Here is a 20,436-nt window from a genome sequence, read left to right on the forward strand (position 1 = left end):
GCTTAAGCTGCTCATGCCCCCGTAGCCCAACCGGCAGAGGCAGTCGACTTAAAATCGATTCAGTGCGGGTTCGAGTCCCGTCGGGGGCACTATCTGCGCTGATCAGCGGCCTGTGGAAGTGGGGCGCCAAGATCAGGCGGCCCATTTGCGCCCCAGCCCATGCCAGCATCCTGCGTGATGGACGGCCGGGAGTGCCCGAGCCGGTCAACGAGCCGCCGTCGAGCTAACCAGTTCACCGAGGCACGCCCGCGATTCGGGAGTGCCAGCCGGACGCGAGCGGTCGTCTGTCCGGAGACTGTGTGTTCAAGGTTTCTTCTCGCATCAAGATCAAGTGCCCCAACTAGCGCCCCGCAATGGCCAGGAGATGACCACAGTCGACGAGCCATGACCGAGCCGCACTGTCTGTTATTGGCCCAGTGAGTGCCGCACCGCTCCACTGCTCCCGCGAGCTTGGGCTGTATGGCGCAGTCCGCCGCCAGCGATCGTGATCGGAGAGCACGGTCCCTTCTGCGTAGCCAGGCGGATACGACGGCTGTGTCGTGCTCAGGCGTTGCGGGTGTCCGGGATTTCGACCACGGTTTCGATGGGCACGTCGTGCAGTTCGACCCGGCCGATCTCGAGCTGTGCCGTCGTCACGACGTTCGTGTCCCAGTCCATGTCCTCGGCCTGCCGCGTCTTGAGCCAGCCAGTCGCTGCGACTCGTTCGCCCTCGATCTCGGTGTCTATTCGTACCCGCGTCCGACCTACATGCCGGAGGGTGAGGTCGCCGATCTTGACTTTCAAGGTTCCATGCGGGGACCACCGGGCTGACGACCTGGTCCAGTCCAGCATCACCAAGAAGCCGATCGTCAACACCTTCCTCGCCGGGCAGCGGACCAGATGGCGCCGGTTGGTCGACCTGCGGGCCGCGCTCGCCGAGTTGCCGCCGCGCCAGCGGGCCACCGTGGTGCTGCGGTACTTCTGCCTCCGATGGCGCTCGACATCGACGCCGCGAGGCGGAAGGGTAGGCGGAAGCGGCGGCTTCGCAGCTCCTCGGTTGTCGCGGGGTGCGCCGCCGTGGTGCTCGCTGCGGCCCTGGCGATCCCCGCGGCGCTCGGCTCGCCCGGCCCGGGGTTTCAGGCCGCCGATCCCGACCGGCCGACGACCACCTCGACGACCGGTCCCGACGAGCAGGAGGCGACAGGAATGGTCGACCGGCGGCACAATCCCTTGGTTGCCAAGGCATCGTTCGGCTGGCTGCCGGAGGTGATCACCGGCGTCGAGTACGGGGTGGGAGACCACGGCGATTACGCGCTGGCCGTCGGGCAGGGGGAGTACCCGCCGATGATCTGGCTCGCCGTCTACGACAAGGAGCCGCCGCTCGACCGCCTGGGGAAAATGGGGGGCCAGGCGGTCAGTATTCCCGCCAAGGTTGGCTCGCACGAGGGCTATTGGGTCACGGTGGACCCCGGCGATCCGCTGAACAGGGGTTACGCTTACCTGCGCTGGGAGACCGGGGACGGACGGTGGGCGGAGATCAACGCCTACTACCTCGACTTCCGTGACCCGCAACAGGCGCTGCTCAGGGTCGCCGCCGACGTGAAGGTCGAGGACCGGGCGGTGCCCTTGCCTCTCCACATCAGTGGCCTGCCGGACAATTTCCGTCTCGGTGACGTCACGACCTTGCGCAGGCCCGAGCTGAACGACGGCCTTCCGTGGGCGGTCCAGCTGTTCTACACCGTCAACGGCGCCAACGTGGCCTTCCATGTGAAGCCGGCGGGCGGTGCGCCGCCCAGGTTCGGCGACCCCGTCTGCAAGACCGAGAACGAGTTGCTGGCCTGTGTCACCGTCGACCGGCCGGTGGCCGCAGACCTCGGTCCGATCGGCGGAGCGCAGGGCCTGCTCGACCGCGTCACGCTGCTCGGCCTCGATGAGAGCCGGTGGACGGATCGGGTGATCGGCTAGCTATATAAGCGCTGTTACAATCGGCGATATGACGACCGCCGGGCACAGCGCGGGCGAAGGCGCGGACCCCACCGAGCGGAGCCAGTGGGGTCCGCTGCGCCGCTTGCTGAACGCGATGGACGACGACATCGCCAAGCTCTACGACGAGCGCGGTGTCGTCGGGGTACGGCCGAGGTTCACGATGCCGCTGATCCGCCTGAGTCGTCGTGGGCCCATGACCATCCGCGAGCTGGCGAAGTCGCTGGGCGTCACGCATTCCGCGATGAGCCAGACGGTGAGCGCGATGCGCCGCGAGGGCCTGGTCACCAGCAGTCCGGGGGCCGACGCGCGCACGCGCGAGGTAACGCTCACCGACCGCGCGCGCGAACTCGTTCCCTTCCTCGAAGCCGAGTGGCGGGCCACCGAGGACGCCGTCGCGGAGCTGGAGGAGGAGCTGCCCTACGCGATGACGAGGGTCGTCCAGGACATCGAGGCCGCGCTCGCGCGGCGCTCCTTCCACGACCGCATCGTGCGGCGGCTCGCCCGCGGCGAGTGAGAGCCGCCATTGTCGTCCATTGTGGACATCTATGCCCGCACTCGGCGAGAATCCGTTGCGGCGCTTCAGGTTCCGCCCCGCAACAACGTCACCGGGCTGATCTGAGGGGCATGCACGAGCACGTCGACGGAGGCCCGCCGCGCAGCCGTGTCGATGCGGAAGTCGGGGTCGCGCGCCGGATCGTAGACCAGCCCGATCATCCGGGTGCGAACCGCCACTCCGCACCGCTTCCGTCGCCGGTGCGTCCAGGTCCACAAGGGAGGCCGAGCCCGAGCCTCTCGTCAGTGCCGCGACCGCGTAGCCGCGGCCGAGCTTCTCCCGCAGCGGCGCGCCCGCGTTGCTGCGCGTCCGCCCCAGTGCACGACGCGTGAACCGTTCCTCCGGCCCGGGCGTGTGGACGATCGAGACAGGATCGCGCGGATTCTCGTCGTTCCACTCGCAGCCACCGCAGGACGGGAACCGCCTCCTCGATGCGCAGAAGGCTCTGGCTCGCCGCGAGCAGCGCCACCGGATCGCCCTGTCCCGTGTGGACGAACCGGCCGAGCGCGGCGCCGGCCGCAGTGGTTCCCTCGATGGTCACCGCGCGGAAGCCCGCCGTCTCCACCAGCGCCCTCGGCGAGGCCAACGATCTCCGCCGCGGCCAGCGACGCGGGGAGCGGCACGGCCGGGCCCGCTCAGCCACCCAGGCTCTGACCTCCGCGGAGATGATCACGGTTTCCGAGCGCGGATGAGGCCGGGATAAGGCGGCTGCGGACCCGTGCGGTGACGGGCCGGCAGCCGCACCCCCAGTCGAGCGACTGCCGACCCGAGTCTGCAGGAGCGACACAACACCGCCACGGTTGTTCCACCCGGCGGCGGATTGAGTCTGCCGGAGTCTTTGGTGGCCGATCAATGCGTGTTTACTAATGGACCGATTAGCCTAGCTAATGTTCGGCTTCCTGTTGTGCTGCATCGCTTTCGCCGCCTCGGCCGCTGCCTGCGCGAACGCGCGGAAGGTGGCGTTCTCCGTGCTGGCCGTCCAGACCGGAACCAGCGCCATCGGCGGCAGGTCCGTCACAGGGACCAGCGTGAGGCCCCGGAACGGAATGTGCTCGAGCAGGGTCGCGACGGTGAGATGCAGGCCGTGACCGCGGGCGACGAGCGTCAGCACGTCGTCGGCCGTCAGCTCGGCGCGGTTGGTCAGGCCGACGATGTCCTCGCCGGTGTGCCGTAGCGGCCGCCCCGACGGCGTCACGGGCGGGCTCCACAGCTCGCGCTGCTGCACCGGGGCCGACTTGGACGGGTTGAGCAGCACGCAGTCGGCGAGGTCGTCGAGGGTGACGCTGCCGCGCTTCGCCAGCGGGTGGTCGTCGGGCACGAGCACCGCTCTCGGCACCTGTTCGAGCACGGGACCGACCACGAGCCTCGGCGTCTCCAGCGCGCGGCCGTCACCGCCCGGCGACCAGCACAGCGCGATGTCGGTCTCCCCGGCCAGCAGCGCCGGCTCGGGGTCGAGACTGTGCCGCAGATGCAGGGTGTGCAGGTAGACGTGGCATTCGGGATGCCGCCGCTCGAAGGCGCCCACGATGCGGGTGACCACGTCGTTGCCCATGCTCGGCAGGTACCCGACCCGCAGCTGACTGGTGATGTTGCGGGCCGCGGCCCTGCAGTCCCGCAACGCGCGGTGCAGCTCCTCGTAGCCGCGTTGCGCGCCGACCCGGAACCTTGCGCCCAGCGGGGTGAGGCTCACCTGCCGGTTGGTGCGTTCGAACAGCGCGCCGCCGATCTCGGTCTCCAACGCGCGAATGGTCTGGCTGACCCGGCCCTGCGTCAGCCGCAACCGGGTGGCGGCACGACCGAAGTGCAGTTCCTCGGCCAGTGCCAGGAACACCTCGACCTCGCGCAGCTCCACGCCGACCCACTTCCCGACGAATCACCCTGACCAGGCACTACTACCAGATCGGACCACGTCACGGGCGCAGTTCGGCCCACACGACCTTGCCGTCGTCCGTGTGCCGCACCCCCCACTCGTCCGCCATCGCGGAGATCAGCAGCATCCCGCGGCCGTGCGGCTGCCGAGGCGAGGGACTGCGCACCACCGGGGGCTCCCGCGCGCTGTCGGCGACTTCCACCCGCACGCGGCCGCCACCGGCGAGCACGCGCAGCGAGCTGGCGGAGCGCGCGTGGACGACGGCGTTGGTGACGAGTTCGGTGACGATCAGCAGGACGCTTTGGCGCACCCCGTCGGCGACGGCGCCGAGTGCGCCGTCGGTGGCGTGCCTTGCCTCGGAGGGCGCGTTGTCGTCGGCACGAAGCCGCAGGTCCAGCAGCAATGTGTCGGGTGGCCGTCGCCCCGTCCGCTCAGTCATCGGGCTCGGTGTCGGGGCCGGTCGCCTGCTCGATCTCGAAGAGCGGCACGAGTCCGGCGATCTGCAGCACCCGGTGGGCGTACCGGTCGACGTTGACGAGTCTCACCGTCCCGCCGCGCTCGGTCACCGTTGAATGCGCGCGCACCAGCGCACTGATGCACGCAGAGTCGAAGAACGAAAGGCGCGCGAAGTCCACCACGAGTCTGCCCGCCCCGGCGGAGAAGAGCGATTCCAGCGCGGCGTCGAGCTGAGGCGCGACGCCGTGGTCGATCTCCCCACTGAGCGCGATGTGACCCTCGCCGTCACTGACGAGCTCGGCACGCACCACCGTCGGATTCGCGGTGGCGCCGTTGTTCTCGTGGCCGTTGGTCATCGTCAGCTCACTCCTGGTCACGCGCGCTTCGCAGGCGCCTGGGTTTGTACCTCCCCTGGAGGTGGGTCATGCTGTGCCCTAAGTTTGCCAGGAGGTAAGCGAATCCTCAGCACAACGAGAAATGGCTCAAGGCGCGACGGAGGATGTGGGGCATGACCGCCGGTACCGGCCAGACCATCCGTGACAGGGTGGCCCAGTTCCTGAAGGAAAACCGGTCCGACATCGAACGCGCGTGGGCCGCGACGCCCGTGTTCACCGCCCGGCGCCCCGCGGACGCGGCCGAGGAATGCGCCGAACTGCTCACCGGGCTCAGGCACGTGATCGAGACCGGTGGCGAGGAGGACCCCTCCGCCGACGGCCTCGCGACCGTGCGTCCCGTGCTCGCCTCGCTCGCCGCCCGCTCCGCGGGTGGTCCCTCCGGGAGCGACCGCCCCGACGTCACCGTGCTGAAGGGCCCGCTGCTGCGGCTGTGGCGCGAACAGGATCTGCCCGAGGACATCGTGCACAGCGGCGACCTGGTGCTGTCCAACGTGCTCAACACGTTGCGCATCGCGCTGCTGGAGATCGAGCTGTCTGCCGGTGCGGAGACCATTCTCGCGCAGCGCGCACAGCTCACCGAGCTGTCGACCCCCGTGATCAAGCTGTGGGACGGCATCCTCGCCATCCCGCTCATCGGCACCCTCGACAGCACGCGTGGCCAGGTCGCGACCGAAAGCCTGCTCGAGCAGATCGTCGCCCACCAGGCGCGCGTGGCGATCCTCGACATCACCGGCGTCACCGCCGTGGACACGCTTGTCGCGCAGCACCTGCTCAAGACGGCCGTGGCGGCGAGGCTGATGGGCGCGGAGTGCATCATCAGCGGGATTCGCCCCCAGATCGCGCAGACGATGGTGCAGCTCGGCATCGACCTCGGCGAGGTGGCCACCAGGGCGACGCTCGCCGACGCGTTCGCGCGGGCGCTGGGCATCATCGGCCTCACCGTCCGCCCCGACGAGCGCGCTGCGGGGTAGCGGCCATGAGCGCGACCTCCGTCGTCGAGCTGCAGGACGTGCTGCTCGTGACCATTCAGGGTGAGCTGACCGACGAAGACGCGATGGCGTTGCAGGAGGAGCTCACCACCAACGTCGCGAGGAGCAGCGCCCGGGGCGTGCTGATCGACGTGTCCGGGCTCGACCTCGTCGACTCCTTCCTCGCCAGGACCTTGCACGACATCGCGGGAGCGAGCGCGCTGCTCGCCGCGGAGACGGTGGTCGTCGGGATGCGGCCAGAAGTGGCGATCACACTCGTGGAGCTGGGACTGACCCTGCCCGGCCTCGGCACGGCGCTGACGGTCGCGGACGGGTTGGACAGGCTGAACGGCTCCGCGAGGCGACGATGACGAGCATCCTCACCGTCCAGCAGGTGCGGATCAACGAGGAGATCGACATCGTTCACGTTCGCCAGGCCGTCCGGGAGGTGGCCGTGTCGATCGGCTTCTCCCTCGTCGAGCAGACCAAGCTCGTCACGGCGGCGAGCGAGCTCGCGCGCAACACCCGGGTCCACGGCCACGGCGGCGAGGCCAGGATCGAGCTGGAGAAGGCCGACGACGGCACCACCACGCTGCGGCTCGTGTTCTCCGACAAGGGTCCCGGCATCGCCGACGTCGATCTCGCACTCACCGACGGGTACAGCAGCGCAGGCGGGCTCGGCCTCGGGCTCAGTGGTGCGCGCAGGCTCGCCGACGAGTTCGATCTGAGGACGGCGCCGGGGGAGGGCACCACGGTCTCGGTCGGGTTCCGGGCACGCAAGCCGGCCCGACGGTGAGGGACACGGTCCTGCCGGTCACCGAGCCGGTGCACGTGGGGCAGGCCCGGTCGCTCGCGACCACGGCGGCGCGCGACGCGGGGCTGCCGTCCGCGACGGTCGACCGGATCGCCATCGCCGCGTCCGAGCTGGCGACCAACCTGCTCAAGTACGCCAGGGGCGGGCTGTTCGCGATCACCCGCGGCCCGCTGGGACTCGACCTCGTCGCGGCCGACCGGGGTCCGGGGCTGCGCAACGTGGACGAAAGCATGCGGGACGGCTTCTCCACCACCGGCTCGATGGGCACCGGCCTCGGCGCGGTGCGACGGCTCGCCGACGAGTTCGACCTCTACTCGCGCCTCGGCTCGGGCACGGCCGTGCTGGCGCGCTGGCTGATCGGCACGCCCCACTGGCGCGGCGTGCGTGTCGGGAGTGTGCTCTTCGCCGCGCCCGGCGAGTCGGTCAGCGGCGACGGCTGGACCGCGGTCGACGCCGACGGGCTCGTGACGATCGTCCTCACCGACGGGCTCGGTCACGGGCCCGCGGCCGCCGCGGCCAGCGCGGCGGCGATCGGTCACGTCGCGGCCGACCCCGGTGCTTCGCTGCCCGTCATGCTCGCGGCGATGGACGAGGACCCGGCCTCTTCGCGTGGCTCCGCCGTCGCACTCGTGCAACTCGATCTCGCACGGGGCACACTGTTCTTCTCCGGGGTCGGCAACGTCACCGCGCGCCTGCTCGGGCCGGGTGGGACTCGGGAGACATTGGTCTCGGTTCCGGGCATAGTGGGAAGGAGGCAGCGGCGGGGACGGCGGGCCGATCCGCTGGTCCGACCGTGGTCCGCCGACAGCTGGCTGATCATGCACACCGACGGAGTGTCCGAACGATGGAACGCCGCCGAATGGCCAGGTCTCCTCGGCCACGATCCCGCCACGGTCGCGGGCTGGCTGCTGGGACAGCACATCCGGTGGCGCGACGACGCCTGCGTGCTGGCGATCGCGGGAGGTGAGGCTTCGTGACCGCGGACCCTCGCCTCACCAACGAGCTCAAGGCCGAGGTGGAGCGCGTGCTGAGCACGCGTGACCTCCCTCCCCGTGCCTGGGAGGCGATCACGGCCGAGCTCGACGCCATCGAACCGGACAGCCTCATCGGTGACGTGCTGGAGGCGCTCACCGCCGTCATCCGCGAGCAGCGGGGCGAACTGAGCTGGCACCAGTCGGAGCTCGAGCAGACGAACGCGGGGCTGCTCGCCCTGCACGCCGAGATCGACCGGCAGCGGCGGCGGACGGCGTTCCTCGACGACGTCAGCCGCGCGTCGGCGACCTCGCTGGACAGCGTGGAGATGCTGGACGAGGTCGCGGCACTGGTCCGTGGCAACGGGCTTGCCGATCGCACCAGCGTGTGGACGGCCGCGGGCGACGGTCTCGTCTGCCCCGCCGACCCGCACCGCAAGCCCGACGTGACCACGCGCAGGGCGCTCGCCTCCCACAAGCCCGTCCAGGACGGTGACCACCGCGTCAGCGTGCCGCTCACCGCGGGACCGCACGTGCTCGGCGTCTTCGACCTTCACCGGGATTCCGCCCCGTTCACCCACGACGACATCACGCTCGCGAAGGCCGTCGCGAACCGGGCCGCCGTCGGCCTGCGCAACGCCAACGAGTACGAGCGCGAGCACGAGCTGGCCGAACGGCTCCAGCGTGCGATGCTGCCCGCGCTCGCTTCTCACGACGAGCTCGACATCGTCGCCCGGTACCGCTCCGCCACGCGCGGCGTGCACGTCGGCGGCGACTGGTACGACGCCTTCCACCGGCCGGACGGCACGGTCGTGCTCACGGTCGGCGACGTCACCGGGCACGGGCTCGACGCCGCCGTGGTGATGGGCAAGCTGCAGAACGTGCTCCGGGCGTACGCGATCGAGGGGCACGGCCCGGCGGCGTCGCTGCGGCTCGTGCACGACCTGCTGCGCGGCGAGCCGGGCACGTTGTTCGCGACCGCGGTGGTGGCCGAGGTCGAGCTCGGCACGGGCGTCATGCGCTGGGCGAGCGCGGGTCACCCGCCGCCGCTGGTGCAGGCGCCGACCGGCGAGGTGGAGTTCCTCGACGTGGACCACGGGCCGATGCTCGGCATCAACATCCCGTACGACATCCCCGAGCACGAGCGCCCACTGTCGCCCGGCTCGTCGGTGGTGCTCTACACGGACGGGCTCATCGAGCGGCGCTCCAGTGACATCGACGCGGGCATGGAGCGGCTCGCGGACGCGTTCACCACGTGCGAGGCGGTGCGGCTGGAGGAGCGGACCGAGCACGTTCTGAAGGTCATGCTCGGCGGCAGCGACCACGACGACGACGTGTGCCTGCTGCTGTGCCGGTGGGCAGGCCCGGAACGTTCCGGCGAAACCGCGTCGGCATAGGTCACACTCGCTTCCCGCTGTACTTAGGCTTGGCTAAGTTAACCGGCATGGTTTCCACTCTCTCCCGTCGCAGCCTGCTCGGCGGCGCCGCGGCCGTCGCGGCCTCCGGCCTGCTCGCCGCGTGTGGCCGAGGCGGCTCCGACAACGCGGCGTCCGGCTCGGGTGCCTGGTCCTTCACCGACGACACGGGCGCCACGGTGGAGCTCGACGCCAGGCCCACCAAGATCGCCGGGTTGAATGACGCCATCGCGTCGCTGTGGAACTACGGCATCGCGCCGGTCGGCTCGTTCGGGCAGACCGGCCTAGCCGACGACGTCAACTTCAAGGGGAGGGACCTCTCCAAGGTCACCGAGCTCGGCACCACCCACGGCGAGATCAACCTGGAGCAGCTCGCCAACCTGGCCCCCGACCTGATCCTGACCCACGCCTACCCCGTGGACTCCTCGGGCAAGCTCGACCCCTCGAAGCCGCTGTTCGGGTTCAAGGACCTCCAGCAGCAGAAGCTCGCCGGGGAGATCGCCCCGATCGTCGCGCTCGCGATGAAGGGCTCGGCGGCAGGCGTCGTGGACCGCACCGTGGAGTTCGCGAAGTCGATCGGCGTCACCGGCCAGACGCTGGAGGGGCCGCGCAAGGACTACGAGGCCGCTCGCGCCCGGCTGGAGAACGCCGCGAAGTCCGGGCTCTCGGTCATGGCCGTCGCGGCCTACCAGGGCGATGGCATCTACATCGCCAAGGCGAAGGACGACCCCGCACTGCGCAGCTACACCGAGCTCGGGCTCAACTACCCCGACCCCGGCGGCTCCGAGTACTTCTGGCAGCAGGTGAGCTGGGAGAACATCGTCGACCACCCCGTCGATGTGGTGCTGTACTCGCTGCGCGCGATGAGCGGCGAGGACATGCTGAAGCAGCCGACGTTCGCCGAGACGCCCGCGGGCAAGGCCCGTCAGGTGTTCCCGTGGGAGTTCAGCTCGATGGACTACGTCGCGCAGGCCCGCACACTGAACAAACTGGCCGAAAACCTGGAGGGTTCGCGTAAGGTCACCTGATGGTGACTTCCGGCGCCGTGGACATCGCCGCGGCAGTGCGGGCGAGCGAGCTGGATCCCGTGCGCCCGACCGAGGACGCGCTCGCCCGGATCGAGACCGCCGACGGCGCCGTCGGCGCGTTCCGCAGGGTCCGCGCCGCCGAGGCGCTCGCCGAGGCCAAGGCCCTGCGGGACCGTTCCGACCTGCGCGAGCTGCCGCTGGCGGGGGTTCCCGTGGCGGTCAAGGACGTCGTGAGCGTCACGGGCGAGAGCGTCGAATGGGGCTCCCGCGCCACCGACCACGCCCCGGCGGGCGGCGACCACGAGGTCGTCGCCCGCCTGCGGGCGGCGGGCGCCGTGATCGTGGGGCTCACGCGCGTGCCCGAGCTGTGCATCTGGCCCATGAGCGACACCCCGGAAGGGATCGCCCGCAACCCGCGCCAACCGTCCTATGTAGCCGGTGGGTCGTCCGGGGGCAGCGCGGCCGCGGTGGCCGCGGGCCTGGTGCCGATCGCGCACGGCACCGACGGCCTCGGCTCGATCCGCCTGCCGTCGGCGATCTGCGGCGTGGTCGGCATCAAGCCGGGCCGGGGCGTGGTGGCCGAGTCCAGCGACCCGCAGTGGTTCGGCATGTCCGCACACGGCGCCATCGCCACGACCGCGGCCGACGCCGCCCTGCTGCTCGGTGTGCTCGCCGAACGCCCCGACCTGCGCACGCCGCGCGACCCCGGCAGGCTGCGGGTCGCCGTGTCGACACAGGTGCCGCTCACGCACGCCCCGGTACCGGGCCCGATGCGGGACGCCGTGCGGCGTGCGGGCGTGCGGCTCGGCGCGGCCGGGCACCGGGTGGTCGCCGCGACGCCTGCCTACGGAGCCGCCGCGCTGGGCCTGCTCACGCGCTGGTTCGCCGGGCCCGCCGAGCAGGCGGACGACTTCGGCGTCGACCCGGCGTTGCTGCAACCACGCACCCGTACGCACGTGCGGATCGGCAACGCGGTGCGCAGGGCAGGTCTGGTCCGCGAGGATTCCGCGCGGGAATGGACCCGGCGCGCGGAGGCGTTCTTCGCCGACCACGACGTGCTGGTGACGCCCACGCTCGCGGCGAAGCCGCCGAAGGCGCGAAACTGGCACGAACGGTCGTGCCTGGCCAACGCGGCCCCGTCGATCCGGCTCGCCGGTTTCGCGGGCCTGTGGAACCTGGCGGGCTTCCCCGCCATGTCGGTGCCCGCGGGCCACTTCGCGGACGGCCTGCCGATCGGCGTGCACCTGGTCGCCGCCCCGGGCGGCGAGGCGACCCTTCTGGCCCTGGCGGCGCAGCTGGAGGAGACCACCTGGATGCAGTGAAGGCCACCTTCACTGCGTTCAACGCAGGCAAGGTGGCCTTCACTGCGGACCGGCGCAGCTGGTCAGGAGGACGGCTTGGTGGCGTAGACCGAGTAGGTCTTCTGGCGGTCGGCGCTGGGCGTGGGGCGCGGCTTGTCGCGCTTGCCGTCCGACGACGGCAGACCGGCCAGCTCGCTGTCCTCGTCCTCCACCGGCACGAGGGCGGACTCACCGCGCTGGAGCACCTCGTCGGCCTCCCGCAGCCGCGCGCGGGCCTCCTCGCGGATCTTGGTGAGCCGCTCGACCGTGTCGTTGGCCTCCGTGGTCCGCCGGTCGGCCTCGTTGGTGGCCTCCTCGAGCAGGCGCTTGGCCTTCGCCGTGGCCTCGTCCACGAGGCGCTTGGCCTCGGCCGTCGCCTCCGCGATCCGCCGCTCCGCCGCGTTCTTGCTGGCCGTCTTCTGGTCGGCGATGTGCTTCTCCAGCGCCGTACGCTCCGCGCTCGTCTTCGCGTCGAACTCGCGCTCGATGTTGCGCCGCTTGCGCTCGGCCTCGGCATCGAGCTGCTCACGCCGGCGCGCCGCCGTGGAGGTCAGCGCCTCGACCTCGGCCTTGGTGGCCGCGAGCGCCTCCTCGTGCTCCTCCTGCAACGCCTTCGCGTGGCGGTCGAGCGTTTCCACGAGCTTCATGTAGCGCTCGTGCAGCTTCTTCGAGACGTCGCTGCTCTCCGCCCAGTTCTTCTCCGCCGCGGCCTCCGCGCGCGCGACGATCTCCTCGGCGCGTGTGTTGGCGAGCTGGACGGTGCGCTGCATGCGCTCGTCGAGATCCTCGACCCGCTCCGGTGGCTTCTTCAGCTCCTCCACGCGGTTCTGCAGCCTGCCCAGCTCCCGCCTGGCGTTCTCCAGTTCGCGGGAGACGGTGCTCGACTGCGCCATCGCCGAATCGCGTTCGGCGAGTACCCGCCGCATCTGCGCTTCGAGGTGGTCGACGTACTGCAGCACCTGGTTGCGGTCGAACCCGTGCCACGCCTGGGTGAAGTCGCGCCGGAGCGGCAGCAGGCGGTTGTCGTGCTCGGAAGCCATGCCCCGACCGTACCCGCGCACGGGGTGTCGTCGGCATCAGGCAGGCCGAGAAAGGGTGTGGTGTCTGTCCACCTGAGAGTTCGTGGTATCCGCGAGGGCCGCGGTTACCGAGGGTGTGTCACCAGTGGAATCCCCGCGTGAGCTTGACCAGCGCGCCCGCCGCTCTCGACAGGTGGCGGTCACCCTTGCCGATGTTCAGCTTTCCGGTGCCGCCCGCGGCGGTGGAGTCGGGGAAAACCCGGTATCCCTCGTACGCGATCGCGTTCACCAGGTTCGGTGCGACGGCGTACGCGGCCTGGATCAGGTAACCCTCGGGAGAGCCGATGTGCTTCGGCCGCTCCTTCAGCGCGCGCACGACCATTCCCGCGGCCTGCTCGGGGGACTTCGTCGGGAACGCGTCGTAGATCTTCGTCGGGCGGATCATCGGCGTGCGCACGAGGGGCATGTGGATGGTCGTGAACGTGACGCCGTCGCCGTGCGTCTCGGTCGCGACGATCTTGCTGAAGTAGTCGAGCGCGGCCTTCGACGCGACGTACGCGGAGAACCGCGGGGCGATGCCCTGCACCCCGATCGACGACACGTTGACGATGTGCCCGAACTTCCGCTCGGCCATGTGCGGCAGCAGCGCGAGGATTAGCCGCACGGCGCCGAAGTAGTTGATGGCCATCGCGCGCTCGAAGTCGTGGAAGCGGTCGTAGGACAGCTTCACGGAGCGCCGGATCGACCGGCCGGCGTTGTTGACCAGCATGTCCACGCGTCCGTGGTCGGCGAGCATCGCCTCGACGGCCTTGTTGACCGACTCCTCGTCGGTCAGGTCGGCCGGGTACACCGACGCCTGCCCGCCCGCGGCGACGATCTCGTCGCGCAGTTCCTCCAGCTCGGGCCTGCGCCTGGCGACGAGCAGCGGAACCCCGCCCTCCGCCGCCACCTTCAGCGAGGTCGCCCGCCCGATGCCCGACGACGCACCGGTGATCACGATGCGGCGGCCGTCCAGCTCGCCGCGGGGGCCGTGCTTGCGCGCGCGGAACGGGTCGAGGTGCTCGCGCCAGTACCGCCACAGCGCGGGCGCGTAGCCTTCCAGCGACGGAACGTCCACACCGGACCCGGCCAGCTCCCTGCGCGTCGAGGCCGACGAGAACACCGAAGGGAACGTGAGGTTCTCCAGCAGCACCGGCGGGATGCCGAGGCGGCCGAGCACGGCGTTGCGCGCGATCGTCACGCCCGGCACGTGCTCGGAGAGCTTCACCAGGCCGACCACGCCGCGCGAGATCCGCTCGTCGAGCTCGACGCTGATCGTGGGGGCCCCTGCGGCGCGGGCGAAGGCGTTGTAGACCGACGCCACCGGCTGCGGCTCGGGGTTGACGAGGTGGAAGGCGCGGCCGTCGAGGCCGGGCTTGGAGACGAGCTCCAGCAGCGCCTTGGCGACGTAGTCGACCGGCACGATGTTGGTGTCGCCGATGTCGGGGCCCACCACGGGCAGGTTCGGCAGCGACGCGAGCCTGCTGATGGCGCTGAACAGGTAGTACGGGCCGTCGATCTTGTCCATCTCGCCGGTCTCGGAGTGCCCGACGACGATCGCGGGCCGGTAGACGCGCCACGGCACGTCGTGCTGCTCGCGCACGAGCCGCTCGGCCTCGAACTTCGTGCGGTGGTACGGCGTGAGCAGGCGCTGGCCCGCGTCGAACATGTCCTCGGTGAACACCCCGGCGTAGTCGCCGGCGACGGCGACGGAGGACACGTGGTGCAGACAGCCGACGCGCAGGTCGGCGGCCAGGTCGAGGACGTGCCGGGTGCCGTCGACGTTGGCCCTGACGCTGGCCTCGTCGTCGGCGGTGAGGTCGTACAGCGCGGCCAGGTGCACGAGGTGGCTGACGTTGCCGCGCAGGCGGTCGCGCTCGCTCTCGCCGACACCGAGGCCTTCTGCGGCGAGGTCGCCGGTCACCAGCGACACCTTCTCCGGGTGCGGCCACTGCTGCACGAGATCGGCGAGGCGGTCCCGGGAGGCCTCGCGCACGAGCAGCGAGACGTGCTCGGTGTCGTCCCTGCCGAGCAGCAGCCGCGTGAAGTGACGCCCGATCAATCCCGTCGCGCCGGTCACCAGATACGTCGCCATTGGCGCATTGTGTCAGGCGGGTTCGGCGATGACGACTCGGTTCTCGGCATATCCGGTGTTTCCGCCGAGCCACCGTCCGCCGCACGTGACCAGCACGATCCGGTGCCCGCCGCTCTGGCTGAACAGCTCGGTCGCGCGGGCTGGCAGCTCGTCCTTGTGCAGCGTGACGATCTGGGCGACGCGGTAGCGCCACACCTTCCCACCGGTGTCGCTGACGGTCACCTCCTCGCCGACGCCGATGTCCCAGAGCTCGGCGAACGGTCCCGTCCGCCCGTTCCAGTTGACGTGCCCCGCGAACACGCTCGCGCCGCTCGGCGCGTCGAGTCCCGCGCCCCACCACGTCGCTTCGTCCAGGTCGTCCGGCACGGGCAGCACCGCGTCGGGGCCGACCTCCCTGCGCACGAGTTCGGCCGTGCCGCCCTGGGGCAGCTGGATGGTGCCCGGGCGCTGCCCGCTCGCGACCGGCCGGTCCTGCGCGGGCGGCGGCGCGGCTTCCGGTTTCGGCTCGGGCTTCGCCGGAGGCGGCGCCGGTTCGGGCTCCGGGGTCGCCGTGGTGGTCTGCGGCGCCGCCTGCTCCGGTGGTTGTGCGACGGCGGCCGGTTGCGCGCTGCCCGCGACCGCGACGGTCGGCGGCAGCAGCACCGCACCGAAGACGGCCAGCTCGGCGGCGAGCACCGTGCCCGCCCCCAGCAGGTAGGCCTTGACCCACCTGCCCCTGCCGCGCTTGGAGTACGTCATCGGTCCCGCGTGAACCGCCTTCTGGCGACCAGGCCCACGAGCCCGGACACCATCACCGCGAGCACGCCCATCCCGGCGAGCGCGCCCACCGGGGTGCTCGTGGTGGTGGCGCTCTGTGCGACCGTGGTCGGTTTCTCGCCGGCGGGGATGGTGCGGGGAACCTGGTCGGCGACGTTCTCGATCGTCAGCACGAGCGTCTCGCCCGGCTGGACCGTGCCGCACGCCGACGGTGGGTTCGCGGGATCGAACGCGTCGTCGTAACCGTTCGGCGGGCTCACCTCGACCACGCAGATCTCCTGCGGCGTGCGCAGGTTCTCCACGGTCACCACGCCGTCCTCGCCCTCGGTGGTGACGACGGCGGGCTTGCCGTCCTCGCCGACGAGCGGCTGGCCGTCCTGCCCCAGCGCGGGCGAGGTCTTGTCGGCGGCCGTGATCCGCAGCGGGACCCCGGCGATGCCCTTGTCCGTCGCGGCGTCGACCTTCGCGACCCGCACGATGCCGGGCGGCGTGACGGCCTGCGTGGTGGCCTCGGCGGTCAGCGCCTGCTCGCCGCCGGTCGAGACCACGCGCTGGGTGTCGGTGGTGACCGGGTCCTGCACGTACGGCCGCTCGGCCGGGGCCGAGAGTGTGCCGGAGACCTTCGGGTTCTCGCCGGTGGGCACCACCCGCAGCGTGGCGGTGCCGTCCTCACCGGTGGTGACGGTCTGCTCGCCGTCGACCTCGGCATCGGTGAGCGTCAGCGCCACGGGTACTCCCGGCACGCCCTTGCCCGCCGCGTTGGTGACGCTGATCGTCCACTCACCGGGCGTGCCGATGGTCTGGGCCTCCTCGGGCGCCGCGACGGCGGCCGTCCACGGGCCCCGGTTGGCCTCGGCGTCGGTACGCAGGCGCTCCACGGCCTGCTGGGCGCTCGCGGGGAGTTTGCCGTACTGCAGGTCGACGTCGTAGCCGATCTCGGTGAACGGCTTGTCCGGGTCGAGGTCGGCGGGCGAGCGCGGCGCCGCGGTCCACGAGTGCAGCAGGTGGGCGAGCGCGGCGGCCTCGTCGGGGCTCTCCGTGTCGCCGTAGCGAAGGAGCAGGTAGGAGATGTTGGCGGCGACCTCGGGGGAGAGCTTGTCGCCCCACTTGGTCAGCAGCTCGTCGCCGGGCCGGTACACCTCACCGCTGTCGGGCGCCTTCAGCGCGAACGACACGCAGAACACCTGCTTGCCGCCGACCCGGTAGGAGCCGACCCAGTCGTAGGCGCGGTCGCGGCCACCCCAGGGCTGCCCCGGCGTAGTGCGGTAGCCGGAGCCCTCCTCGACGGCCGCCGACGCGGCCGGAGCCACCACGACCAGTGACAACGCGGCCAGCGCGCACGCGATCAACAGGCGCACGACGGTAGCCCGGCGTGTCGTCGAACCCACCAGTTCCCCCCTTGTGTGATAAATCCCGACACGCCTTCGGGCAAGATCGGGACACTGGTGGTGAGAATGTCCCGAAACGGGTGAGCAGGGCAATCGGCCGAGCGGTGGACGTCGCCGGACGGTAAATGGCACCGAACATTTACGGTGGGTGCACACTGCACGATCGCGATTGTGGGTAAAGTCGCCTTTACTGACCTACGGGAACCGGCCGGCGCACGCGGTCGTTAAGCCCAATGCAAGTGCCAGGAGATCCAGGAGGATCAGGTGCGAACCTCAAGCAACCCGGCGTTCCGGAACCTGCCGACGAGCACCGCGGCAGCCGGGCCGTACGCCGGCTTCAACCAGCCGCAGGGCGGCGTCCCCGGTTACGGCGCGCCGCAGGCCCCGGCCGGTTCGGCCGACCGCCCGATGACCGTCGACGACGTGGTGATGAAGACCGGCGCGAGCCTGGGCGTCACCCTGCTCGTCGGCATCGTCACGGCGATCTGGGCGCAGGGCCAGGCCGCCGCCGACGCGATGGGCCCGATCATGGGCGCCATGATCGGCGGCATGCTCGTCGGCCTCGTGCTGTCGCTGATCATCATCTTCAAGCAGCTCGCCAGCGGCCCCCTGACGCTCGCCTACTCGGCGGCCGAGGGTGTGTTCCTCGGTGCGATCACCGGTGTCTTCGAGCTCCTTTTCCCCGGGATCGCCCTGCAGGCGGTGCTGGGCACCGCGGCCGTGTTCGTGGTGATGCTGGTGGTCTACAAGACCGGCGCCGTCAAGGTGACGCCGAAGCTCACCAAGTGGATCATCGGCGCGGTCGGCGGCGTCGCCGTGCTCATGCTCGCCAACCTGGTGCTGGGCCTGTTCGGCGTGAACATGGGCCTGCGTGACGGCGGCGGCCTCGCGATCGTGTTCAGCCTCGTCTGCATCGGCATCGCCGCGTTCAGCTTCCTGCTGGACTTCGACATGGCCGACAAGGCGATCCGCGAGGGCGTGCCCGCCAAGTTCGCGTGGTACGTCGCCTTCGGCCTCATGACCACGCTCGTGTGGCTGTACCTCGAGATCCTGCGCCTGCTCTCGTACCTGCAGAGCGAATAACACGGACTCGGCTCCTGGACGAAGGGGCGCCCGGCCGGATCGGCCGGGCGCCCCTCGTTGTATCACCCGATCGTGGTCGCGGTGATCACCCCGTGTTAGATGGATCCGTCCAGTTCACGTGTCTGCGATGAGGTGTCCGGTGACGGTTCCGCCCCACCCAGGCCAGCCCGATCCGGGCAGGCCCAACCCCTACGGCCCACCGCCGACGGGCCAGCCTCCCGCGTACGGCCAGCCACCCCAGTACCCGCAGCAGCCGGGCCGGCCGTACCCGCAGCAACCCGGTCAGCCGCCGCAGTACCCGCAGCAGCCCGGGTACGGGCAGTACCCGCCGCCGGGCCAGCCGGGGTACGGCCAGCAGCAGGGCGCCTACGGCACCCCGCCGCTGCAGCCCGCGCCGTTCGGCGACCCGCCGCCCCCGCCGAAGAAGCGCAGGCTCTGGCTTCGGGTCGGCGTGCCCGCCGTCGTGCTGGTACTCCTCGGGCTCGGCGCGATCGTCAGGAACCTCCCGCTGGGCGGCTGGAGCGCTGAGGAGGGCGAGTGCCTCAGCGTCCCCGAGTTCTCGATGAGGGCGCAGGAGAACCCCGAGAAGGTCGACTGCGCCGACCCCGAGGCCAACGTGAAGGTGGCCGTGCGCCTGACCGACGGCGGCAGCTGCCCCCAGGGCGACTACGACTACCTCGCCCTCTCCGACATCAAGCTCTGCCTCATGCTCAACGCGAAGGCCGGTGAGTGCTGGGCCAACGTCACCTCGCAGACCAAGGGCTACGCGCGGGTGCCCTGCACGGATCCCACCGCCGAGATCCGGATCGTCAAGGTCGTCGAGGGCCAGACCGACCCGGCCAAGGCGTGCGCCGGCACCGAGGCCGCCACGGGGGCGGTCTACACCAAACCGCCCACCGTGGTCTGCCTGGCACAGCCCAAGTCCGCTTAGCCGTCAGTTCAGCCGCTCGAGCACCATCGCCATGCCCTGGCCGCCGCCGACGCACATCGTCTCGAGGCCGAACTGCTTGTCGTGGTGCTGCAGCGAGTTGATCAGCGTCGACGTGATCCGCGCGCCGGTCATCCCGAAGGGGTGGCCAACCGCGATCGCGCCGCCGTTGACGTTGAGCCGCTCGATGTCGATGCCCAGGTCACGGTAGGACGGGATCACCTGCGCGGCGAACGCCTCGTTGATCTCGACGAGATCGATGTCGCCGATGCCGAGCCCGGCCCTCGCGAGCGCCTGCTTGGACGCCTCGACCGGCCCGTAGCCCATGATCTCCGGCGAGAGGCCCGAGACGCCCGTGGACACGATGCGGGCCAGCGGCGTGACGCCCAGCTCCTTGGCCTTCGTGTCGCTCATGATCACCACGGCGGCGGCGCCGTCGTTGAGCGGGCAGCAGTTGCCCGCGGTGACGCGGCCGTCGGGCCGGAACACCGGCTTGAGCCCGGCGACGCCCTCCAGCGTCACGCCCGGGCGAGGGCCGTCGTCCTTCGCCACGACCGTGCCGTCCGGCAGCGTCACCGGGGTGATGTCCTTGGCCCAGAAGCCGTCGGCGATGGCCTTCTCGGCGAGGTTTTGCGAGCGCACGCCGAATTCGTCCATCTCCTCGCGCGTGACGCCCTTGAGCCGCGCCAGGTTCTCGGCGGTCTGGCCCATCGCGATGTAGATGTCGGGGACGTCGCCGTTCTCCCTCGGGTCGGTCCAGGTGTCGGAGCCCTGCTCGGCGACCTTCGCGGTGCGCGCCTCGGCGTCGGCGAACAGCGGGTTGTGCGTGTCGGGCCACGAGTCGGAGCTGCCCTTCGCGAAGCGCGACACGGTCTCCACACCCGCGGAGATGAACACGTCGCCCTCGCCGGCCTTGATGGCGTGCAGCGCCATGCGCGTGGTCTGCAGGCTCGACGAGCAGTAGCGGGTGATGGTGCAGCCGGGCAGGTGGTCGTAGCCGAGCTGCACGGCCACGACGCGGCCCATGTTGAACCCGGACTCACCGCCGGGCAGGCCGCAGCCGAGCATCAGGTCGTCGATGTCGGCGGGGTCGAGCTGGGGAACCTTGTCGAGCGCGGCCCGCACCATCTGCGTGGCGAGGTCGTCGGGCCGGAGGTCCACCAGCGAACCCTTGCCGGCCCTGCCGATGGGCGAGCGGGCGACAGAGACGATCACGGCTTCGGGCATGGTGCGTACTCCTTTGCACGACGACGACTAAGCGAGCGCTCAGCTCACCTTTCATCCTGCATCCTGACAGCAGTGAAGGCCACCCTGGCTGCGTTGAGTGCAGTGAAGGCCACCTTCACTGCGTTG

General features: G+C 70.8%; 22 protein-coding genes and 1 tRNA gene. 13 read left to right on the forward strand and 10 right to left on the reverse strand.

The features are described from left to right. Positions 1-15: 15 nt before the first annotated feature. A tRNA-Leu gene (locus tag BA062_RS33375) sits at positions 16-89 on the forward strand. Positions 90-543: 454 nt separating this feature from the next. Here the strand turns inward: BA062_RS33375 and BA062_RS33380 are convergent. Beyond that, positions 544-852: a hypothetical protein gene (locus tag BA062_RS33380; protein WP_245960129.1), complete on the reverse strand. Its 309-nt coding sequence runs from the start codon at positions 850-852 to the stop codon at positions 544-546. A gap of 204 nt (positions 853-1,056) precedes the next feature. On the opposite strand from BA062_RS33380, the gene BA062_RS33390 reads away from it, so the two are divergent. Together BA062_RS33390 and BA062_RS33395 are read left to right on the forward strand one after the other, a co-directional pair. Continuing rightward, positions 1,057-1,944 (forward strand): hypothetical protein, encoded by an 888-nt coding sequence (locus BA062_RS33390; RefSeq protein WP_245960130.1) that lies wholly within the window; start codon positions 1,057-1,059, stop codon positions 1,942-1,944. A gap of 28 nt (positions 1,945-1,972) precedes the next feature. Next, positions 1,973-2,479 carry a MarR family winged helix-turn-helix transcriptional regulator gene (locus BA062_RS33395; protein WP_110343119.1) on the forward strand — a complete coding sequence of 169 codons (507 nt, stop codon included), beginning with the start codon at positions 1,973-1,975 and terminating at the stop codon, positions 2,477-2,479. Positions 2,480-2,544: 65 nt separating this feature from the next. Here the strand turns inward: BA062_RS33395 and BA062_RS40045 are convergent, their stop codons facing one another. Next, positions 2,545-2,697: a hypothetical protein gene (locus BA062_RS40045; RefSeq protein ID WP_168214161.1), complete on the reverse strand. Its 153-nt coding sequence runs from the start codon at positions 2,695-2,697 to the stop codon at positions 2,545-2,547. Between the two features lie 354 nt (positions 2,698-3,051). On the opposite strand from BA062_RS40045, the gene BA062_RS40055 reads away from it, so the two are divergent. Beyond that, a complete protein-coding gene (locus tag BA062_RS40055; protein ID WP_168214162.1) occupies positions 3,052-3,210 on the forward strand; it encodes a hypothetical protein in 159 nt (52 codons plus the stop codon). A 188-nt stretch (positions 3,211-3,398) separates the two neighbouring features. On the opposite strand, the gene BA062_RS33405 is transcribed toward BA062_RS40055, so the two are convergent. The 3 genes from BA062_RS33405 to BA062_RS33415 are packed head-to-tail and all read right to left on the reverse strand — an operon-like array spanning position 3,399 to position 5,200. Beyond that, positions 3,399-4,370: a LysR family transcriptional regulator gene (locus BA062_RS33405; RefSeq protein WP_110343121.1), complete on the reverse strand. Its 972-nt coding sequence runs from the start codon at positions 4,368-4,370 to the stop codon at positions 3,399-3,401. Positions 4,371-4,428: 58 nt separating this feature from the next. Further along, the gene (locus BA062_RS33410; RefSeq protein WP_110343122.1) at positions 4,429-4,827 is read right to left on the reverse strand and encodes an ATP-binding protein; all 399 of its coding nucleotides are present in this window, start codon (positions 4,825-4,827) and stop codon (positions 4,429-4,431) included. Next, positions 4,820-5,200 carry an STAS domain-containing protein gene (locus BA062_RS33415; protein ID WP_110343123.1) on the reverse strand — a complete coding sequence of 127 codons (381 nt, stop codon included), beginning with the start codon at positions 5,198-5,200 and terminating at the stop codon, positions 4,820-4,822. The genes BA062_RS33410 and BA062_RS33415 overlap by 8 nt, the downstream gene beginning before the upstream one ends. 152 nt (positions 5,201-5,352) lie before the next feature. On the opposite strand from BA062_RS33415, the gene BA062_RS33420 reads away from it, so the two are divergent. From BA062_RS33420 to BA062_RS33450, 7 genes are read left to right on the forward strand one after another with little or no spacing between them, the layout of a single operon-like run. Further along, on the forward strand, positions 5,353-6,210 hold the full coding sequence (locus BA062_RS33420; RefSeq protein WP_110343124.1) for an STAS domain-containing protein: 858 nt from the start codon (positions 5,353-5,355) through the stop codon (positions 6,208-6,210). 5 nt (positions 6,211-6,215) lie between these two features. Continuing rightward, positions 6,216-6,578 carry an STAS domain-containing protein gene (locus tag BA062_RS33425; RefSeq protein WP_110343125.1) on the forward strand — a complete coding sequence of 121 codons (363 nt, stop codon included), beginning with the start codon at positions 6,216-6,218 and terminating at the stop codon, positions 6,576-6,578. Beyond that, the gene (locus tag BA062_RS33430) at positions 6,575-7,003 is read left to right on the forward strand and encodes an anti-sigma regulatory factor (protein ID WP_110343126.1); all 429 of its coding nucleotides are present in this window, start codon (positions 6,575-6,577) and stop codon (positions 7,001-7,003) included. Before BA062_RS33425 ends, BA062_RS33430 begins: the two co-directional genes overlap by 4 nt. Beyond that, on the forward strand, positions 7,000-7,998 hold the full coding sequence (locus BA062_RS33435) for an ATP-binding SpoIIE family protein phosphatase (protein WP_110343127.1): 999 nt from the start codon (positions 7,000-7,002) through the stop codon (positions 7,996-7,998). Before BA062_RS33430 ends, BA062_RS33435 begins: the two co-directional genes overlap by 4 nt. Next, entirely contained in the window at positions 7,995-9,389 is a 1,395-nt protein-coding gene (locus BA062_RS33440; protein ID WP_110343128.1) for a PP2C family protein-serine/threonine phosphatase, read from the forward strand. Before BA062_RS33435 ends, BA062_RS33440 begins: the two co-directional genes overlap by 4 nt. A gap of 47 nt (positions 9,390-9,436) precedes the next feature. After that, entirely contained in the window at positions 9,437-10,435 is a 999-nt protein-coding gene (locus tag BA062_RS33445; RefSeq protein WP_110343129.1) for an ABC transporter substrate-binding protein, read from the forward strand. Next, a complete protein-coding gene (locus BA062_RS33450) occupies positions 10,435-11,757 on the forward strand; it encodes an amidase (protein ID WP_110343130.1) in 1,323 nt (440 codons plus the stop codon). Before BA062_RS33445 ends, BA062_RS33450 begins: the two co-directional genes overlap by 1 nt. Positions 11,758-11,819: 62 nt before the next feature. Here BA062_RS33450 and BA062_RS33455 read toward each other — a convergent pair whose 3' ends face one another. The 4 genes from BA062_RS33455 to BA062_RS33470 form a co-directional block, all read right to left on the reverse strand. Beyond that, positions 11,820-12,815: a coiled-coil domain-containing protein gene (locus BA062_RS33455; protein WP_110343131.1), complete on the reverse strand. Its 996-nt coding sequence runs from the start codon at positions 12,813-12,815 to the stop codon at positions 11,820-11,822. A 118-nt stretch (positions 12,816-12,933) separates the two neighbouring features. After that, positions 12,934-14,928, reverse strand: a complete 1,995-nt coding sequence (locus BA062_RS33460) for an SDR family oxidoreductase (protein ID WP_110343132.1) — start codon at positions 14,926-14,928, stop codon at positions 12,934-12,936. Between the two features lie 12 nt (positions 14,929-14,940). Continuing rightward, entirely contained in the window at positions 14,941-15,666 is a 726-nt protein-coding gene (locus tag BA062_RS33465; RefSeq protein ID WP_110343133.1) for a class F sortase, read from the reverse strand. Continuing rightward, complete coding sequence (locus tag BA062_RS33470) at positions 15,663-17,072, reverse strand: MSCRAMM family protein (RefSeq protein ID WP_110343134.1); 1,410 nt, start codon at positions 17,070-17,072, stop codon at positions 15,663-15,665. Before BA062_RS33470 ends, BA062_RS33465 begins: the two co-directional genes overlap by 4 nt. A 264-nt stretch (positions 17,073-17,336) precedes the next feature. Between BA062_RS33470 and BA062_RS33475 the strand changes: the two genes are divergently transcribed. Together BA062_RS33475 and BA062_RS33485 are read left to right on the forward strand one after the other, a co-directional pair. Beyond that, positions 17,337-18,155, forward strand: a complete 819-nt coding sequence (locus tag BA062_RS33475; RefSeq protein ID WP_110343135.1) for a Bax inhibitor-1/YccA family protein — start codon at positions 17,337-17,339, stop codon at positions 18,153-18,155. Between the two features lie 139 nt (positions 18,156-18,294). Continuing rightward, positions 18,295-19,086 carry an LppU/SCO3897 family protein gene (locus BA062_RS33485; protein ID WP_245960131.1) on the forward strand — a complete coding sequence of 264 codons (792 nt, stop codon included), beginning with the start codon at positions 18,295-18,297 and terminating at the stop codon, positions 19,084-19,086. A gap of 3 nt (positions 19,087-19,089) precedes the next feature. Here the strand turns inward: BA062_RS33485 and BA062_RS33490 are convergent, their stop codons facing one another. Further along, positions 19,090-20,310 carry an acetyl-CoA C-acetyltransferase gene (locus BA062_RS33490; protein WP_110343136.1) on the reverse strand — a complete coding sequence of 407 codons (1,221 nt, stop codon included), beginning with the start codon at positions 20,308-20,310 and terminating at the stop codon, positions 19,090-19,092. Positions 20,311-20,436 lie beyond the last annotated feature (126 nt).

The sequence above is a fragment of the Prauserella flavalba genome (assembly GCF_003202235.1).
In the GTDB taxonomy this organism is placed as follows: domain Bacteria; phylum Actinomycetota; class Actinomycetes; order Mycobacteriales; family Pseudonocardiaceae; genus Prauserella_A; species Prauserella_A flavalba.

Coding starts and splice junctions, on each gene's coding strand:
- BA062_RS33420 (WP_110343124.1), top strand. CDS start 5,353: ATGACCGCCGGTACCGGCCAGACCATCCGTGACAGGGTGGCCCAGTTC.
- BA062_RS33465 (WP_110343133.1), bottom strand. CDS start 15,666: ATGACGTACTCCAAGCGCGGCAGGGGCAGGTGGGTCAAGGCCTACCTG.
- BA062_RS40055 (WP_168214162.1), top strand. CDS start 3,052: ATGGTCACCGCGCGGAAGCCCGCCGTCTCCACCAGCGCCCTCGGCGAG.
- BA062_RS33395 (WP_110343119.1), top strand. CDS start 1,973: ATGACGACCGCCGGGCACAGCGCGGGCGAAGGCGCGGACCCCACCGAG.
- BA062_RS33445 (WP_110343129.1), top strand. CDS start 9,437: ATGGTTTCCACTCTCTCCCGTCGCAGCCTGCTCGGCGGCGCCGCGGCC.
- BA062_RS33430 (WP_110343126.1), top strand. CDS start 6,575: ATGACGAGCATCCTCACCGTCCAGCAGGTGCGGATCAACGAGGAGATC.
- BA062_RS33455 (WP_110343131.1), bottom strand. CDS start 12,815: ATGGCTTCCGAGCACGACAACCGCCTGCTGCCGCTCCGGCGCGACTTC.
- BA062_RS33425 (WP_110343125.1), top strand. CDS start 6,216: ATGAGCGCGACCTCCGTCGTCGAGCTGCAGGACGTGCTGCTCGTGACC.
- BA062_RS33490 (WP_110343136.1), bottom strand. CDS start 20,310: ATGCCCGAAGCCGTGATCGTCTCTGTCGCCCGCTCGCCCATCGGCAGG.
- BA062_RS33410 (WP_110343122.1), bottom strand. CDS start 4,827: ATGACTGAGCGGACGGGGCGACGGCCACCCGACACATTGCTGCTGGAC.
- BA062_RS33460 (WP_110343132.1), bottom strand. CDS start 14,928: ATGGCGACGTATCTGGTGACCGGCGCGACGGGATTGATCGGGCGTCAC.
- BA062_RS33415 (WP_110343123.1), bottom strand. CDS start 5,200: ATGACCAACGGCCACGAGAACAACGGCGCCACCGCGAATCCGACGGTG.
- BA062_RS33450 (WP_110343130.1), top strand. CDS start 10,435: ATGGTGACTTCCGGCGCCGTGGACATCGCCGCGGCAGTGCGGGCGAGC.